Here is a 17,643-nt window from a genome sequence, read left to right on the forward strand (position 1 = left end):
GGGTTAGGTATGCCTGAAACTTGTCGTATTGATTAAGAAATACGCGAAACGGGGTAGTTCTATCTTTAAATTTAATTACGCAACAAAGCCCACCGATAGACCAAGTTAATCAATCAGTACTTTGGTCTCTTATACGGAATTTTCCGTAGTTTGCCCCCATTACCATATGCCGATTCACATAACAGGGTAATACCAGTTGAGCTTCATAATATATGGCAGCAACATAGACGGAATGTAAAAAAGAAAAAATTCCGCCTATAAAGCGTTGGTTGCTTTGAGGTTGTGAAAACTACAGATGAATAATCGGGTTGGTTAAAATGTACGGTTCTGAGCAAACGAAAGCGTTCTGTTGCAATTGCAAAGAGATCACCCTCCACAAATATGAAAGCTTCTCGCAACCAAAAAAATCCAGTGCGTCGAAATCAGCAGGTTTTTTCTCAGGCTTTTTTGCATCAGTTGCCAGTGCATTGATGGAGGGCGAAGCTACAGGTGACTATAAGTGCACAGTTTGTGGCACTAATCTTCATACACCAGACAACATGAATTAGTCCTGATAATCGGTACTGAGCTACGAAATGTAAAGTTTCGCAACTAACAAGCGTTTATGGTTTCAAGATATTAATTCTAATCTATATCGAGCGCGTTAGCTCTTAAGCTCTAACGCGTTTCTGTCCAGAACCGATACAGTCAGCACTTTCAAACACGAAAGTACCCCAAAGTTTCTCAGCTCCGCCAAATCGACATCCTTGAATGATCTAGAATAAACCTAATTAATCTAATCCATGTGCTTTAGAAATTATGCGTAGGTTTTCCAATGAGGTTGAAGCTAGAGCTGCTTTTTTTATGCTTGCCTTCTCCCCTTTTTGTTGTACTTTGATTATCAATAACTCGTTTATTAAACAGGGAAGAGATATGAGTGAATCATTTTTTCAAAAAAAGGCTTTTAGTCCAGTATGTGTTGGGGCATCTTTTGCTGATACATTTCCCCCATTTCCTGACGGAACAATATTTATTAATCTTAAAAAGGAAAAAAGCCGATGGTTAATTGTAGATGATGGAGAACTGCAATCTTTCGATGGAAAATTATCGAAAAAACCAATGGAGGCTATTCAGTTTCTGAATAAATTAAGTACCGAAGGAAAAGGATGGGCGACTTGCAAAGATATTGAAGTCATCTTCACTAGTGTGGAAAAAATTAGGATTACGGAGATCTAATGTTGTTTCGATTTATCTTTTTTTTATTGCCTTTGTTGTTGGCTGGCTGTGTTCTCACTCCAAAATCTGCTGAAAATATGACTACCGCCAAGCTATGTTCAGAGGCTGCTTATGACGCGAATAGAGACGTTGCGTTTGCAGAGTTAGAGCGTCGAGGTGTAACTTTTAGTAATAATGAGCAATGCAAGATCATTTATGTTACTAAAATGCAATCATTTTCAGGGCAACAGCAAGCTGGTGCAATGCTCTTACTTGGCTCTCAATTATGATGATTATTTGTCTAACTTAACGTCACTTAATGCGCCCAAAAAAATTTATCTTTCGGGCTAACGCAAGTAGACTGTTCGTCATAGCTCATTTTACATTATCTATACTGATTTATGATTTGCTAATTTAGCGAAGTCACTGGTTCGTTCTTGTCCAAAAATGAGTTAGCAATCTTTAAACAAATCTTTAAACAACCCCCTCATACCCCAACACCGCCAAAAATGCATCCAAATACTGCTCTATAGTCAAATCCGCAGAAACGGGCGGCAGCTCTACGGTAATACACGGTAGGTTTCTTTCTTGGCACCAAGTGCCGAATGAGCCTGGGGTTTCGTAATCAACGTCTTCTACGAGTGGTAGGTTGAACTGCTTGCCTAACCAAGAGGCGAGTTCGGATTGAGCTGGGTCATCGACCATGGCGAGTGGTTCGTGGAAAGAGATGACGAACTTGGGTTGGCGTTGCTCAATGAGGTTGATGAGCGACTGCACTTCCGGTTCAAGCAGATCGGCTTGCCCCGTTTTTACTTTTACATCTCTGACTGGGGTGTGAGAACTCCAGCGATAGACGGTGCCGTTTTCTGTCCAGTTTTTAGTCGGAAAGGCGCGGTTGAGATCGACTTGATTTGCGTTAGCGCGAGTGCCAAGCTGGTTGCCGTCTGGGTTCATCGACAGGATTACATCGTGTCGTAAGTTGGCAGCAGGTAAGCTTCTTAGCGCGCAAGACAAACCTGCGATAGAAGCGGTTTCATCGCCGTGTGTGCCCGCTAAGATCAGCCCGCGAGATTCGCTTTCGATTTGCGCGGGGAAATAGAGCAAAGGTGCACCCAACACCGATTTTCCATATGACAGCGGCTTTATCGAAAACGCAGCTCTTTCCGTTCTTGGAATTAAACTCACCTTAATCTCCTGATTGATCAAGTACTATCAAGTATTCACTATTGGCTATATTAATCATTAACTAAGTCCATTAGATGAACCCCTTTAAATAAACCATAGCGTCAAAACTCGTCAACCGTCGCATTGTTAATTTTATTACTTGCTTCAAAGATAGGCTAGGAGAGCAAACAAACATGGATTTTAAAAAACATTCAACGGCTTTACTCATTTCATCTTTATTGACCCCTTTTATCTCAGTGACTGCCGTTGCTGAAACCTTACCTGCTGGTGTTTCACTGGCAAAAGACCAACATTTGGTGCGAGCCAATGATGCAGAAGCTGCGACACTCGATCCGGCAAAGGCAGAAGGCTTGCCTGAAATGCACATTCTACGTGACCTGTTTGAAGGTTTAGTGATCCAAGATCGCGATGGCAACATCACTCCAGGTGTCGCGGAATCTTGGGAAACCGAAGACAACCAGACGTTTGTATTCCACTTGCGTAAAGATGCGCAATGGTCGAATGGCGATCCGGTGACAGCCGATGATTTCGTGTATGCGATAAGACGCGCGGTTGACCCGAAACTCGCTTCGCCAAATGTGTGGTATCTCAAGCTTACTCAAATCAACAACATCGCTGATGTAGCTGAAGGTAAGAAGCCCGTTGAAGAGCTCGGTATCTCGGCTGTTGATAAGCATACGGTGAAATTCGAACTCGATAGCCAAGTGCCATACTTTGTGGCGATGACAGGCCATACTTCAATGATGCCCGTTCACAAGGCAACGCTAGAAAACAGCGATAAGCCGTGGAGCGATCCGAAGCAGTTTGTTGGCAATGGTGCGTTTGTTTTAGGCGAGTGGGTGGTGAACGAACGCATTGAACTGGAGAAGAACCCTAACTATTGGGACAGTTCAGATACGCACTTAACCCAAGTGACTTACATTCCGTTTGAGAACCAGAATGCGTCGATTAATCGCTATGCGGTGGGCGAGGTCGATATTACGTCTGATGTGCCGACACACATGGCGCAGCAGCTTAAAATGAAATATCAAGACGCGTATACAGCGGTACCTTTATTGTGTACTTACTATTACGCGTTCAATACCACGCGCCCTCCGTTTGATGATGCGCGAGTGCGTAAAGCGGTGTCTTATTCCATGATGCGTAATGTGATTACTAATGGCGTGACTCAAGTAGGTAACTTACCGGCTTATACCTTTGCTCATGAATACACGGCAGGTTTTGATGCCACTCAACCTGAGTACAGTACATGGATTCAAAGGGAGCGTGACCAAAAGGCGAAAGAGTTGCTGAAAGAAGCCGGATACGATGCTTCTAACCCGCTAGATTTTAAATTGCTTTACAACACCAGTGAATCGAATAAGTCGATTGCGGTGGCGATTGCATCCATGCTGAAAAGTAATCTAGGCGCGCAAGTTGAGTTGGAAAACCAAGAGTGGAAGTCTTACTTAGTATCACGTCGCCAAGGTGATTTTGATGTGATGCGAGCATCTTGGTGTGGTGATTACAATGAAGCGTCGACCTTCTTAAGCCTTCTGCGTTCTGAATCTTCAGGTAACTTTGCTCGTTACAACAACGAAAAGTACGACTCAGCAATGGATAGCGCATTGGCTGCAACTAATGAGCAAGAACGCCAAGGTTTCTATGACCAAGCGGAGCAGTTACTGGCTGAAGACATGCCGATCGCGCCAATCTACTACTACATGCAAGCTCGCCTAGTGCGACCAAGTGTCGGTGGCTTTGCGAAGAATAACGTTGAAGGCCGCATCTATTCTAAGGATCTTTATATCAAGCAGTAAAAAGCTTTGAACATTATATAAATATAAATCCCCATTCGCTGACAAGGCGAATGGGGATTTTAGTTACTAGGGGGTAGTAATTTTATCTTCTAACTTGTTTCAGGCTTTAAATAGCCACCATGTCCGCGGCTTTCTTCATCGCTTCCTTGGTTGAACACTCAATCACGTTCGCGTTAGCAAAGCGGTGAGCGTCTTTCACTTGAATATCGTGAGCCAAGATAACTAGCTTCGCGTTCGCTACATCTAGGTCGGTGATGCGGTTCTGAATACCGTTTTGACCTTGAGTTTCTACCTTAATCTTAAGGCCTGCTGCTAAGCCTGCTTTTTCCAGTGCTTTCGCTGCCATGAAGGTGTGTGCAACACCAGAAGGGCAACATGTTACGGCTACGATGTCGTACTCGCCTTCGCCTGCTACAGGAGCTGTTTGAGCTTGTACTGGCGCTTCAACCATGTCTTCTTCGGTTTCAACCGCTACAGGTTTCCAAAAACCAACGATAACCGCTGTTGTCAGTGAACCTAGCGCAATACCGACGACGTACATTGGAATGTTGCTTGATACTGGCGCAGTGATTAGGCCGCCCCACGGTGCGTGCAGTAGAACGTCTGTCATGAAGCCGAATACACAGCCCACGATACCACCGGCAACGATTGAAGGAAGTACACGCATTGGGTCGTTTGCTGCGAATGGGATAGCACCTTCCGAGATACCGATAGAACCCATAATTGCTGCTGCTTTGCCTGCTTCTTGCTCTTGTTTAGAGAACTTGTTTTTGAATAGGAAAGTCGCCAGTGCCATGCCTAGAGGTGGTGTACAAATCGCGATGCCTACGCCGCCCATTAGCCAAGGTTGCGTGTCTACTTGAGTTTGAGCAAATAGGGTCGCTACTTTGTTGATAGGGCCGCCCATATCAAACGCCGTCATACCACCAAGGATTGTGCCCAGAACCATCTTAGACGCGCCAGCCATTGAAGCTAAGAACTCGTTCATTGAAGACATGAACAGTTTGATTGGCTCACCAATGCCCCACAGTACGATGCCGGCAGAGATTAACGTGCCTAGAAGCGGATAGATGAAGTAAGCACCTAGCGCGGTCATGTTGGTAGAAAGTGGGATTTTCTTAAGCTGGAACACCACGCCACCGGCGATAAAGCCAGCCACGATACAACCAAGGAAGCCGCCGCCCATGTCAGCCATGATGCCAGAAGAGATCATCGCAGGTGCAAGTGCTGGTTTGTCTGCAATTGAGTAACCAATAAAGCCGCCAAGAATGATTGGGAAAAGAACAAGGCCTTTGATACCGATATTAGAGATGTCTGCTAGCAGGCCATCTGCAGGTACAGCACCTTTGCCTGATGCCATGACCGCTAAAGCCAATAGAACACCACCGGCTACGATGAAAGGTAGCATGTGTGAGGTTCCGAAAAGCAGGTGACCTTTCATGGTACTTAGGATTTTTTTATAGTCGCTACTACTATTTCTATTATTAGAATTGCTACTGGTATTTGTAGCTTGGTTTGCTAGGGTGCTCATAATTTTCTACGCCTTATGAATTAATTAAAATATTAAGGATTTGATGTTCATCTTTTGCGTTATGGATATTCTGGATAAATTCATCGCTGAATTTTCCAAATAGTTCCTGTAGTACATAAATATGATGGTCAGCACCGTTGTCTGGTGATGCGATCATAAAAAACACGGTTGGGTTGATGCCGTCTTCATCGCCATACTCAATGCCTTCGCGCTTAACACCGACAGCGATTGCCGGCTCAGTGACAGCCTTGCTTTTTGAGTGTGGGTAAGCGATGCCATCCATCGAGGTGATACTTTGAGATTCACGAATTTCGATGTCTGCCAAGAAGGCTTCTTTATTACTGATTCGGTTGTTCTCAAATAACATGCCTGCCAATTCTTCAAACAGTTCTTTTTTATTATTCGCTTGAAGATTGTTATTAATTAAGTTGACGTTAGTTAGCTGTGTGATCATTTATTAACTCATTCAATATTGAAGTTCTTGAATTAAAATTAATGGATTAACCCGATTCGCGAAATAGCAAATAAAAGCCCTTCACTGTACATTTGTATCCAGCAAAATTAAGTGTGATTTGCATCATTAATGCAGTGTGAGATGGGTCATATTTGATAACGTATTTGTTTATGTTTTTGACACGTAGACTGGTCTCATCAGAAACAAAAATGCCCCGCATGAGCAGGGCAGTAAGACCTTGTACTGAGTTCTAAGGAAGCTAGCTGTAAGCGCGCGCGACACGTCCAACGCAGTCCAGTTTGTAGCTCTCTGCGTAAGCCGGAATGAAAACCGATTGGCCTTTCTCTATCACACAGGTTTCGCCGCACTGGTGAGTAAGCACCATAGATTCGTCGAGAGGTAGTAGGATCTCGGCACCTTCGGTAGTGATCTGTCGCTGATGTGAGTTTTGCACGATAGAGAACTTAAAATCCTCGACTGGAATTTGATATTCCATCACATCACCTTGCTCTATCGGGCTGAGCAGTAACCTATCCGCCGGCTTTTCATTGAATTGAGTACAAGAGACTAATTCATTGATATCCATGTACTTAGGTGTCAACCCTGCGCGGAGTACATTGTCTGAGTTCGCCATGATTTCTAAGCCCGTACCTCTAATGTAAGCGTGGGGAGTCTCGGCATCTAGATACATGGCTTGCCCCGGCTTTAGAGTGATCACGTTCAATAGCAGTGGAGCAAACAACCCGACATCACCCGGGTATTGCTCTTCCAGTTCTGAAATCAACTGGAACACAGGTGTATCTGAAAGCTTCGCCTTCATCAGCAACATGGTCAGCGCCATGCCTTTTTGTTCTCCTTGCAAAGACAATAAGCTCGCGAAGAAGCTCGCTAATCCATTGGGAGTTTGGCCGCCCTCTAGGTCATTGACCATCGAATGCAGCTCTGGAATATCAAGGTAATGGAAGTGCTCAAGAATCTCGCTGATTGATCTAAAACCATTCATCGCGGTGTAGTCAGTTAGGGCATACACCAGTTCTGGCTTGTGGTTGGCATCCTTGTAATTACGATTGCCAGCCGTCATCGGAATGCCTTGCTGTTCTTCAAGAGCATAGCCAGATTCGGCTTGCTGCTTGTTCGGGTGTACTTGAACAGACAGTGCTTTCTCCGCCGCTAACACCTTAAACAGATACGGAAGTTCACCAAAACGGCTCGCGACTTTCTCACTTAGAAACAGGTTTAGGTTCTTAGAAATCAAGCTAGACAATGTGGTCTGCTGCCCGTTGTCGTTCACCATTGAGCAGCCATTCGGGTGAGCGCCCATCCAGATCTCCGCTTGTGGCTCACCTGATTGGTTATCAATACCAAACAGTTGGCTAAACGAAGAAGGGCTACCCCATGCGTAGTTTTGAATCACGTTAGTCATAGGGTAGAAAAAGCGTTGTACGAACGAATCGTTCGCTAAAGAAAAATCAGACATCGAAATCACCATGAAGGGAAACATGGCTTGAGCTCTACTCGACTTATTCGTTGTTAAAAGTATTAGTTACTAAAAACAGTAGGGTCGAAGGGCTCAAGCCATTGGAGTTGAAATGGCTTAAGCCGCTGCTGTCGTTAGCTTGGCTTTGCGTAGATTCTTAAGCGCAATACAAGTAACCGCTGTTACGCCCGCACCTGATGCCATGCACAGCAGTGCCAGCATTGGGTAGTTCATAGCGCCAAGTAGAGCGACTACTGGACCACCGTGCGCAACGCTGTTGGTGATACCAAATGAGAACGCCATAACAGCCGCTGTCATTGAGCCAAGTACGTTGGCAGGGATAACCGACATTGGATCTTGAGCTGCGAAAGGAATCGCACCTTCAGAGATACCCACTAAGCCCATAGCGCCTGCTGCTTTACCTGCTTCAATTTCAGAAGATTCGAACAGGTCGAACTTACGGCCAAGTCTGGTTGCGATAGCCATACCCAGTGGAGCAACAGGGATTGCACACGCCATAGCACCCATGAATTGAGTTTGACCGCTGGCAATCATGCCGACCGAGAAAAGGAACGCCACCTTGTTGAATGGACCGCCCATATCGAAACCAGCCATACCACCCAGTACGATGCCTAGCAGAACCACGTTGCCTGTACTCATGCTCGTTAGTAGTGCAGTAAGAGCATCCATCAGCCCAGCGATAGGTGCACCAATCACAAAAATGAATAAGCCTGCGATGAACAAAGAGCCAGTGATCGGAGCGATCATGATAGGCACAAGCGGTTGAACGAATTTGTGGTAGTTAAACGAGGTAATCCATTTAACGAAGTAACCCACTAATAGACCTGCGATGATTGCGCCAATGAAGCCTGTACCTGCGTCAGCGCCATAGAAAGAGCCGTTGTTAGCAATCCAACCACCGATAAGGCCAGGGGTTAGGGCAGGGCGGTCAGCAATCGCGTAAGCAATGTAGCCCGCCAAGATTGGGATCATCAATGTGAAAGCAACCACGCCCACTTCTAGGATTTGGTTCCACATGCTGCCAGCAGGAATCGCCATGCCTGATTCACTTGGCTCGCCGCCAATCGCCAGTGCAAGCGCAATCAAAAGGCCGCCCGTCACCACGAATGGGATCATGTGAGATACGCCATTCATCAAGTAACGATAAAGGTCTGAACGCGCTTGTGAGGCTTTTTCTACAACAGATTGGTTGGTCGGCGTTTGTTCTGCTTGATAGCTTGGCGCGTTGAGTGCTTGCTTGATCAAGCTTTGTGCGTCTTTGATTGGTGCTTTTACGTTGGTGCTGATGACGCGTTTTCCGGCAAAGCGAGCCATGTCTACTTGCTTGTCACAAGCGACGACAATCGCGTCTGCACGTTCGATCTCTTCTTGAGTCGGGCTGTTTTTAACGCCTATCGAGCCGTTGGTTTCGACCTTGATGTCGTAGCCAAGAGCCGCTGCGCCTTTCTCTAGCGCTTCAGCTGCCAAATAAGTGTGTGCAACGCCAGCTGGGCAGCCAGTGACACCAATGATGAAACCTTGTTTCTTAACGTTGGTTTCCGCTTCTGAAGGCTCAGGTTTGGTAAGCAGTAGTTCTAATGCTTCTTGTTCAGATTGAGCATTCATGAAGCTTTCGATAAAGCCTTCTTCAATCAGTTTTGAAGAAAGCTCTGCCAATACTTCGATGTGGTGATCATCGCCGCCATCTGGAGACGCAATCATGAAGAAGAGTTTTGATGGTTGGCCGTCATCGGCGCCGTACTCGATACCCTGCTTGTGGACGCCGATAACAACCGCGGGTTTGATCACCGCGCTGCTTTTCGCATGTGGTAGGGCAATGCCTTCTTCAAATCCGGTATTACCTTGTTCTTCTCTCGCCTTAATGTCGGCAAGAAACTGTACTTTGTCTGAAATTCGGCCTTGTGTGTAAAGCACGTCTATCAGCTCTTTAAATACGTCTTCTTTTGAATTAGCGCTAAGCGAAAGCTTAATCAAATCTTGATTGATCAATGTCGTGATCATAATGAACCCCTACTCTGTTTTTATTTTGTTAGGGGTATTCTGGAATCTACGGCTTACCTTCTGTAGTGAAGAAAAAACGCATTTACTGGATGATTGTTGCGTTATAAGTGGAGTGTGATTTTGATCGGTCGAGTGGCTGTTTTAAGGGCGGTGTTGACAGAGTTTAAGATGTGTTTAGGCTTTTATTTATAAGGGCTGTAGCGTATTTGTTTATCAGAGCAGGAACGTTCTAGGTCAGTTTCGTTACTGGAAATTTATTTCCGTGACTGGATTTTTGTAGCCTAGATCTCAAATTGTGATTTTGCTCAATAGCGCTATGTTTCACTAAGGGGTATATCTATTCCCGTAGCCTTATTGCTGCCCATTAGAGTTCGAATAATGATATTTCATGACTTAATCTCGTCTGTATTAAATGAGCGAGAACCGTTTCATAACATCTGGTTTGCTGGAGATTTTCACACGCCTTCAGCGTGCAGTTATCAGGTGAACTTTCCGCGCTTAGAGCTAGTGCTAGACGGAGAGTATATTAATGAAATGGAGAGTCATGATCGCAAAATAACCAACGTTATCGCCAAAGCCGGAGACGCGATTTTCATCCCACCCAACTGCTGGAACAAGCCAAACTGGGATACAGACTGCTCGGTGTTGAGCATGTTGTTTGGTCGTCGTCAGCTTGGTTTAAGTTTGGTGAGTAAGCGCAAAGGCGAGGAGAGCTTTTACGATATCCAAAAACACAGTATTCAGACTCGCTCTGGGTTTGCAATTGATAACATTTTGGAGGCGCTCAGCTCACTAGTGAGAGAGAGTAACAAGCAGCCGATGGATGAGTTATTGCTGCAAGCTCTACTGCAATACAGTAAAACCATGCTGGAAGCGCCCGTAGAAAAATCTCATAGCCGAGTACAGGATGTGTATCAGGGGATTTGTATCTACATTCAAGAAAACTTCCACCGCCAGATCACCCGAGACAGCATTGCCTCACGCTTTAGTATTTCATCCAATCACTTGTCGCGAATGTTCCGTCAACAAGGCCACATGACGCTGGCAGAATACATCACCCGAGTCCGTGTTGACCGCGCCAAATTCATGCTCAAGAAGTACAATTTCAAGCTCAATGAAGTGGCATTACGTTGCGGTTTTAAGGATGTGAACTACTTCTGTCGAGTATTTAAGAATCGCACCGGTAGAACGCCGACTGAATATCGTGGTTCTATTTAGTTAAGCCGTCTTTTTAAGTCGGAGCGTATTTTTTTGTTGAGCCGTCTTTTGGAGTGAGTAGCCTTACAGCAGGCGAGATGAGATATACATCAGCAATGCTTGTAAATCGACACTGCTTCGAGTCTTTTGCAAACGCTCGTTGACCTGATCGTGAAGTAGGTTTCTAGTTAGGTTGGTAGCCGCCACAATGTGTTCACGTTGCGGCTTGGTTGGCAGTACTAAAGCGATAGCTACGTGTACTTGGCCAATTTGAGATGCCCAGTCAATCGGGTTGTCACTGACGATGACCGCGATCGAGAGATCTTGAGTAGATTCAAACATCACATGTGGCAGTGCGATACCTGGTGACACGCAGGTTGAAGAGCGTTCTTCTCGCTTAATGAAAGCCAAAATCAGCTCATCTGGATCTTCTGGATAAACGAGGTGAGCGAGCCCTTTCAAGCACTCAAATTTTGTCAGTTGAGTTTGCGCCTTAGCGTGGTGCCACTTGATGTCACAAGGCGGGCATATCTGAGGCATACGCTGGATTAAGTCGTTCGAGAACTCATGATTCACTTGTGAGCCAACCATGTCGTAATGCTCAGCAATCACGTCTTTTATTACAAAACATGCGAGTTCAGCATCAATACCTACTGCGGTTACCTGGCACAAATCCCCTCGGAGTAAACCCACTTGTAACATCGCGACAGATTTGGAGAGATCAGCGGTTCGATTTTGAGTGATGTTGATAATGCGGATGTTGCTTTTGAACTTCTTCGCTAAACGAGTCAACGGCTGCGCGACGTGTGAGTTCGCGGCAGGATCGTCAACGAAGAAGGTGATCTGATATTCATTCATGAAAGGTTTAAGTTCGACAATGCTTGATAAAGACTTTATCGACACTCAATAACACCTCTTCCATTGGAATGAATACGGTTTTCGCTGGGTCAAATCGACTTGGTTGTTCGATGTCGATATCAGAGACGATCAACACTTTGTCTGCGAGGGTAATATCCTGGCCTGTCAGTAAGTTTTCAATCCCCATAGCGCCTTGAGTCTCAACCTTGATTGAAACATTGAATTTTGGGGCTGTTTTATTTAGTGCATCAGCTGCCATATAGGTGTGCGCAATGCCTGTAGGGCACGCAGTTACCGCTACAATTCTCATTATTATTCTCGGTGTGCTTAGATCGACAGTTTACTTGGATCGATGGGACTATCTGAATCTAGGAAGTTTATGGATTCCCGTTTTTAATTCAAAGGTGAACGTCACACTCTTGCTTCTTGGTTACAATTATCCAGTTAATGCACCTTTCGTCCTATATATCGAGCGGGATTGCATCGTTAATCTTTTCATATCATTAACCTCTTTATCTCATTTACTCAAATTGGTACTCGGACGAGGCAGCACATGGACATCACTGACATTATAGAGCCGGAGATTATCTGTCTGGATTTAAAGGCAGACTCTAAACAGGCGGTATTTGAAGAGCTTGTCGAACTGCTTGACCGCGCAGGTAAGCTCTCCAATAAAAGTGAGTTCCTTGATGATATCTGGAAGCGTGAGGCCATCGGTAATACAGGTTTTGACGATGGTATTGCCATTCCACACGCGAAAAGCACTGCGGTTGCTAAGCCAGCCGTTGCAGTTGGGATTAGCCGAACGGGCATTGATTATGGCGCCGACGGCGGTGAGCTGTCTGATGTGTTCTTCATGCTTGCTTCGCCCGATAACAACGATGACCATCATATCGAGGTGTTGGCTCAGATCTCGACCAAACTGATTGAAGATGACTTTGTTACAAAATTAAAGGCTGTTGAGTCGGTAGAGGAAGCTCAAGAGTTGTTTCTCGAAGCGAATTCTGAATCGTTCGATAGTTACGCCTCAAGCCATCATGAAGTGTATGTCGAGCCGCTCAGCCCTTGGGCTCAATCTCTTAATCGCCTCAAAGAACACCTGCTGTACGGCACGTCACACATGATCCCATTCGTGGTTGCGGGTGGGGTTCTGTTGTCTCTGTCGGTAATGATGTCGGGTCATGGCGCAGTACCAGAAAGCGGCGTGCTTGCTGACATTGCACAGATGGGCATCGCGGGGTTAACCCTGTTTACTGCGGTACTCGGTGGTTACATCGCGTATTCGATGGCTGACAAACCGGGTTTAGCTCCGGGCATGATTGGCTCTTGGGTCGCGGTCAATCAATACAACACCGGATTCCTCGGTGCGATAGTGGTCGGTTTCTTCGCGGGCTTTGTGGTTAATCTACTTAAGAAGATCAAGCTGCCAGACAGCATGATCTCGCTGAGCTCGATCTTCATCTATCCACTAGTCGGCACCTTTGTTACCTGTGGTGCGGTGATGTGGGTGATTGGTTCTCCTATTGCCCAAGTGATGCTAGAGATGAACCAAATGCTGACTGGCATGGCAGGCTCAGGAAAAGTGGTGTTGGGTAGCATTTTGGGTGCGATGACGGCCTTTGATATGGGTGGCCCGATCAATAAGGTCGCAACGCTGTTTGCTCAAACGCAGGTGAATACCCAGCCATGGTTGATGGGCGGCGTCGGTATTGCCATTTGTACGCCACCATTAGGTATGGCGCTTGCCACTTTTATATCACCTAAGAAGTTCAAACGAGACGAACGAGAAGCCGGAAAAGCCGCAGGCATCATGGGAATGATTGGCATCAGTGAAGGTGCGATTCCTTTTGCTGCCGCCGACCCTGCGCGCGTTCTGCCTGCTGTTGTTGCTGGTGGCGTAGTTGGTAACGTGGTCGGCTTTATGTTCCATGTAGTGAACCATGCACCATGGGGCGGCTGGATTGTATTGCCAGTGGTTGATGGCAAGATTGGCTATATCGTCGGCACACTAGCAGGTGCTCTAACGACGGCTCTGATTGTGATACTGCTGAAAAAGAACGTGGTCGAAGGCGAAGCGAATTCTAATCAGTTCACGGGTGGCTCGGTAACGGAAGAAGGGCAAGCGGATGTATTAGCGATCACTTCTTGTCCATCTGGTGTTGCTCATACGTTTCTTGCGGCTAGGTCTTTGGAAAAGGCGGCTCATCATCTTGGGGTTCGGATTAAAGTCGAAACGCAGGGGGCCAACGGAATCGGCAATCGCATCACACAAAAAGATATTGAACGGGCGAGGTTGGTGATTTTTGCTCATGATGTGGCAATTAAAGAGATCGAACGCTTTGCGAACGTGAAAACCTTAGACGTCAGCACCAAAGAGGCGATGCTCAATGCTCAGGCGTTGATCATGAGGAAAGTATAAAAGCCATCGGCTTTAAGATTGGCTGAAAGGCAATAAATAAAAAGACGCCCAAGTATTAGTAGTAATACTTGGGCGTCTTTTTGTAGATCTGAGCCTATATACGCTCAGTTACTAAAAAGGGTGGTACTTGAAGATGTCTTCAACCATTGAGTTGAGTAGTTCTGTGTCATCGCAGGTTTTTGCATAAGTGCGTAGTCCTGCAATTTGAACCTGAACGTGGCGAGCTAGTTGAGTAGGTTCTCGATCTTTACTTATCTCACCTAAATCTTGCGCTTCGGCAATCAGCTTAGCGAACTCGCCTTCCATGATTTTGAGTGATTTCTTGGCTTCTTCTAATAATTCAGCGTGCTCATCCGTCAGTTCAGCTACTGTTTTAGCCAGCATACACATGCCGTTAGGCGCGCTTTTTTTCGATTCGACAACGGCACGTTTTACGAAGTTTTCTAGTGCTTTGATTGGAGAGTCGGTTTCGCTGCGAAAGCGGTTCAAATTGTGAATGCCGAGTTCGGTATAGCGAGCCAATGTCTCTTTAAACAAGCCTTCTTTGCTGCCAAAAGCCGCATAAATACTGCCGGGACGCATATCAATCACGTCCTGTAGATTGCGCATAGAAGTTGCGTGAAAGCCCTTTTCCCAATACAGGTTAGTCGCTTTATCTACTACGTCTTGTCTATCGAACTTCGCTGTCTTGGCCATAACATCTACTTCATTAATCTGAACATATGTTCAATATTTTAAGATGAACACTCGTTCTAGTAAAGGAGTGTCTGGTTACTCTGGCAATCTCGCAAAGATCGATAGCATTAATCGGTAATAAAAAACTCTAATCATCAACAACTTCGACGGTTTTATGTTGTGCGCCGTAATAGGTACCTTCATCGATGGTGTACATCAGCGTTTCTTTGCACTCTGGGCAATCGAATTCTTCATTGGGTTCGATTGCTTCCTCTTCTACCCATTCCCATCCAATGTGTTCTTCGCAAGCGGGGCAATCCATAAAAATACCTCTCAGCTGTTGTCGCATATTTACTGCGAGCTTCTACTTAATAAGCTCGCAGTATACATATTTGAGACTGAATATATAGATGCTCGTGAGTGAACAGCTTGGTAAGGGTTACACAGTGAGTGCTGGTCTACCACTTTATGATTATGCAGTGTGTGTCAATTTTTAGTCACTGCGTCAGAGAAATGTTGTTACACGTATTTTTCGTCTGGTTAAGTCAGATAGTTAACAGTTTTATTCATAAACCAATGAGTTTTATAAGGTTAAATGTTAACGTCCTCTGCGCTGAACTGTGTAGTTAGGTCATGGTTTACATAGGTCAGCTTGAATAATTATAGAGTCACCATTAAGGCGCACCCGTTAGAAGGAAGCCAAATTCGATGACTGAGAAGATTTGTTAGTTGTTAGGGAAATAATAATGAATTTAACCGATATGTCATTTAAGCAAAAAATCATCGCTTTGCTTATCTTACCGATCTTAGGGTTTTTATGGCTTAGTGTTTCTGCCATTTCAAAAGGCGTAGAAACCACCAGTGAAATGTCGTCATTAAACCAACTTACGCGTTTGTCGGTAGTGTACAGTGAGTTGGTGCACGAGTTACAGAAAGAACGTGGTATGACGGCTGGCTTTATTGGCTCACAGGGAAACAAGTTTGGCAGTGAGCTAAAAGCACAAAGAATTAACGCAGACAGCAAACGTAATCAAAGAACCGAGTACTGGCAGTCTGAAGAAATCGGCTTATCGCAGATCGCGCGTCTGAATACTGAAATCAGCCAAAGTCTCAACCAAATTACTTCGATTCGCAATAGAGTGGATTCTCAATCAATTCCGCTTTCTGAAGCATTAGGTTACTACACCAAACTTAATGCTAAGTTATTGAGTGTATCTGCATTAATTGCTGAGCTAAGTACTGATGCCACCATCACGACAGAAACTATCGCCTACTATAATTTTCTACAAGGCAAAGAGCGTGCGGGTATCGAACGTGCGGTTCTCAACAACACCTTTTCTAAAAATGAATTTGGGCCGGGTATGCTGGTTAAATTCATCTCTTTGGTAACCGAGCAAAATACATATTTTGCGAACTTTGAAGTTTTTGGTAACCCAGATAACGTTGATTTCTTTAAACAACAACTGAATGATCGCTCGGTGGCTGAAGTGGAAAAACTTCGTGATGTGGCTGAATCGAAAATGAGTGGCTTTGATGTCGATCCTGTTTATTGGTTTGCTCAATCGACAGCACGAATTGTTCAGCTGAAGAAGACTGAAAATCAGTTAGCAGAGTCTCTTATTACACTGACGGATCAGAAAACTCAGCAAGCTCAATCAGCAATGATGGGCAGTATTGTGATGTTTGTTGTGATCACTTTGTTCGCAACTTTTGTTAGCTTCAAAGCCATTACTGATTTAACGACTCGAGTTAAAGATCTAACGCGAGTGCTTTCTAAAGTCCGAAATGACAATGACTTAACCGTTCGTGCGACTTACGAAGGTAATAGTGAGCTGGGTCAAATCTCATCGTCGCTTAATGAAACATTAGAGAAGTTTTCTCAAGTTATCGATGACCTATCTCAATCTAGCCTGACGCTTGCTTCAGCAGCAGAAGAGACGGCGCAAACTTGCCAATACAACTCAAGTACCTTAGTTGAACAGCAAGACCAGATTGGCTTGATTGCGACAGCAACAGAAGAGCTATCAGCGACGGTGAATGAAGTCGCGGCTAAAACACAGCAAACGGCAAGCTCAGCGAAGATCGCTGATGAACAATCACAGCAAGGCTTAAGCACGGTTCAACAATCTTATGAGTCGATAGAAACCTTGGCTTCTGAGATTAACGGCCTCGCTGAAAAAATCACTCATCTACACGAAAGCAGCAACAACATTAACAGTGTGATTGATGTGATTAAATCTGTTGCCGAACAAACCAATTTGTTAGCGTTAAATGCAGCGATTGAAGCCGCTCGAGCTGGTGAACAAGGTCGTGGTTTTGCTGTCGTAGCCGATGAAGTTCGTACTTTGGCTCAGCGTACGCAACAGTCCACTTCGGAAATTGAAGGCTTCATTAACTCGCTACAATCGGACGTGCAAACAGCGTTCAATGTGATTGATAACAGCAAGAAGATGTCTTCAAGAGCGGTTGAAGACTCACGAGGAGTAGAACAGACCCTGCAAGATATTTCAGGGGCTGTGAGCGAAATATTCAGCATGGCAGAGCAGATCGCAACCGCAACTGAAGAGCAAGCAGTAGTGACTCAAGATATTGCTCAGAACGTTGTGGCGGTAGAGCAGAAGTCGACAGAATCTACGACAGGCGCAACGCAAATTGCTGCAACAGCGAAAGAGCAGGCTGAGTTGGCAACATCGCTGAAAGAGCTCTCGAATACGTTTAAGAGCTAGCAGTTCAGAGCTAGAAGTATTCTATCGTATATAAAAAATGTCCCGCCTAGTGCTAATGCCGTTCACTTAAGAGTGAACGGCATTTTTGTTCTTAGCATACCGTTGT

Annotated in this window: 16 protein-coding genes; 7 read left to right on the top strand and 9 right to left on the bottom strand. The window is 45.2% G+C overall.

The genetic code is table 11. The annotated features are described in order from the left end of the window. Positions 1-317: 317 nt before the first annotated feature. The 3 genes from AB6E08_RS19640 to AB6E08_RS19650 all read left to right on the top strand — a co-directional run bounded on the left by AB6E08_RS19640 (position 318) and on the right by AB6E08_RS19650 (position 1,484). A complete protein-coding gene (locus AB6E08_RS19640) occupies positions 318-548 on the top strand; it encodes a hypothetical protein (protein WP_017097638.1) in 231 nt (76 codons plus the stop codon). Between the two features lie 364 nt (positions 549-912). Further along, positions 913-1,215, top strand: a complete 303-nt coding sequence (locus AB6E08_RS19645) for a hypothetical protein (protein ID WP_241816776.1) — start codon at positions 913-915, stop codon at positions 1,213-1,215. Continuing rightward, positions 1,215-1,484, top strand: a complete 270-nt coding sequence (locus tag AB6E08_RS19650) for a hypothetical protein (RefSeq protein WP_017097640.1) — start codon at positions 1,215-1,217, stop codon at positions 1,482-1,484. Before AB6E08_RS19645 ends, AB6E08_RS19650 begins: the two co-directional genes overlap by 1 nt. Positions 1,485-1,668: 184 nt before the next feature. On the opposite strand, the gene mpaA is transcribed toward AB6E08_RS19650, so the two are convergent. After that, positions 1,669-2,379, bottom strand: coding sequence for a murein tripeptide amidase MpaA (gene mpaA, locus AB6E08_RS19655; protein WP_017097641.1), 711 nt, complete (start codon positions 2,377-2,379; stop codon positions 1,669-1,671). 173 nt (positions 2,380-2,552) lie between these two features. Here mpaA and AB6E08_RS19660 point away from each other — a divergent pair, with 173 nt between their 5' ends. After that, positions 2,553-4,178 carry an ABC transporter substrate-binding protein gene (locus AB6E08_RS19660; protein WP_371997505.1) on the top strand — a complete coding sequence of 542 codons (1,626 nt, stop codon included), beginning with the start codon at positions 2,553-2,555 and terminating at the stop codon, positions 4,176-4,178. Between the two features lie 106 nt (positions 4,179-4,284). Here AB6E08_RS19660 and AB6E08_RS19665 read toward each other — a convergent pair whose 3' ends face one another. The 4 genes from AB6E08_RS19665 to AB6E08_RS19680 form a co-directional block, all read right to left on the bottom strand. Then, entirely contained in the window at positions 4,285-5,709 is a 1,425-nt protein-coding gene (locus tag AB6E08_RS19665) for a fructose-specific PTS transporter subunit EIIC (protein WP_371708391.1), read from the bottom strand. 13 nt (positions 5,710-5,722) lie between these two features. Continuing rightward, on the bottom strand, positions 5,723-6,163 hold the full coding sequence (locus AB6E08_RS19670) for a PTS sugar transporter subunit IIA (RefSeq protein WP_016787567.1): 441 nt from the start codon (positions 6,161-6,163) through the stop codon (positions 5,723-5,725). 259 nt (positions 6,164-6,422) lie between these two features. Next, positions 6,423-7,640 (bottom strand): mannose-6-phosphate isomerase, class I, encoded by a 1,218-nt coding sequence (gene manA / locus AB6E08_RS19675; RefSeq protein WP_371708389.1) that lies wholly within the window; start codon positions 7,638-7,640, stop codon positions 6,423-6,425. Positions 7,641-7,757: 117 nt separating this feature from the next. Continuing rightward, complete coding sequence (locus AB6E08_RS19680; protein ID WP_371997503.1) at positions 7,758-9,662, bottom strand: fructose-specific PTS transporter subunit EIIC; 1,905 nt, start codon at positions 9,660-9,662, stop codon at positions 7,758-7,760. 378 nt (positions 9,663-10,040) lie between these two features. Between AB6E08_RS19680 and AB6E08_RS19685 the strand changes: the two genes are divergently transcribed. Beyond that, positions 10,041-10,880, top strand: a complete 840-nt coding sequence (locus AB6E08_RS19685) for a helix-turn-helix transcriptional regulator (RefSeq protein WP_372067176.1) — start codon at positions 10,041-10,043, stop codon at positions 10,878-10,880. A 63-nt stretch (positions 10,881-10,943) separates the two neighbouring features. Here AB6E08_RS19685 and AB6E08_RS19690 read toward each other — a convergent pair whose 3' ends face one another. After that, entirely contained in the window at positions 10,944-11,717 is a 774-nt protein-coding gene (locus tag AB6E08_RS19690; RefSeq protein ID WP_012601116.1) for a PTS sugar transporter subunit IIA, read from the bottom strand. A gap of 7 nt (positions 11,718-11,724) precedes the next feature. Continuing rightward, the gene (locus AB6E08_RS19695) at positions 11,725-12,027 is read right to left on the bottom strand and encodes a PTS fructose transporter subunit IIB (protein ID WP_009846233.1); all 303 of its coding nucleotides are present in this window, start codon (positions 12,025-12,027) and stop codon (positions 11,725-11,727) included. 243 nt (positions 12,028-12,270) lie between these two features. Here AB6E08_RS19695 and AB6E08_RS19700 point away from each other — a divergent pair, with 243 nt between their 5' ends. Beyond that, positions 12,271-14,136 carry a fructose-specific PTS transporter subunit EIIC gene (locus tag AB6E08_RS19700; protein ID WP_372067179.1) on the top strand — a complete coding sequence of 622 codons (1,866 nt, stop codon included), beginning with the start codon at positions 12,271-12,273 and terminating at the stop codon, positions 14,134-14,136. A gap of 111 nt (positions 14,137-14,247) precedes the next feature. Here the strand turns inward: AB6E08_RS19700 and AB6E08_RS19705 are convergent, their stop codons facing one another. Together AB6E08_RS19705 and AB6E08_RS19710 are read right to left on the bottom strand one after the other, a co-directional pair. Next, a complete protein-coding gene (locus AB6E08_RS19705; RefSeq protein ID WP_017100112.1) occupies positions 14,248-14,832 on the bottom strand; it encodes a TetR/AcrR family transcriptional regulator in 585 nt (194 codons plus the stop codon). Positions 14,833-14,959: 127 nt separating this feature from the next. Then, positions 14,960-15,133: a hypothetical protein gene (locus AB6E08_RS19710; protein ID WP_012601113.1), complete on the bottom strand. Its 174-nt coding sequence runs from the start codon at positions 15,131-15,133 to the stop codon at positions 14,960-14,962. A gap of 424 nt (positions 15,134-15,557) precedes the next feature. On the opposite strand from AB6E08_RS19710, the gene AB6E08_RS19715 reads away from it, so the two are divergent. Then, positions 15,558-17,537, top strand: coding sequence for a methyl-accepting chemotaxis protein (locus tag AB6E08_RS19715; RefSeq protein WP_372067182.1), 1,980 nt, complete (start codon positions 15,558-15,560; stop codon positions 17,535-17,537). Positions 17,538-17,643 lie beyond the last annotated feature (106 nt).

Source organism: Vibrio sp. 10N.247.310.24, from assembly GCF_041467175.1.
Classification (GTDB): domain Bacteria; phylum Pseudomonadota; class Gammaproteobacteria; order Enterobacterales; family Vibrionaceae; genus Vibrio; species Vibrio tasmaniensis_A.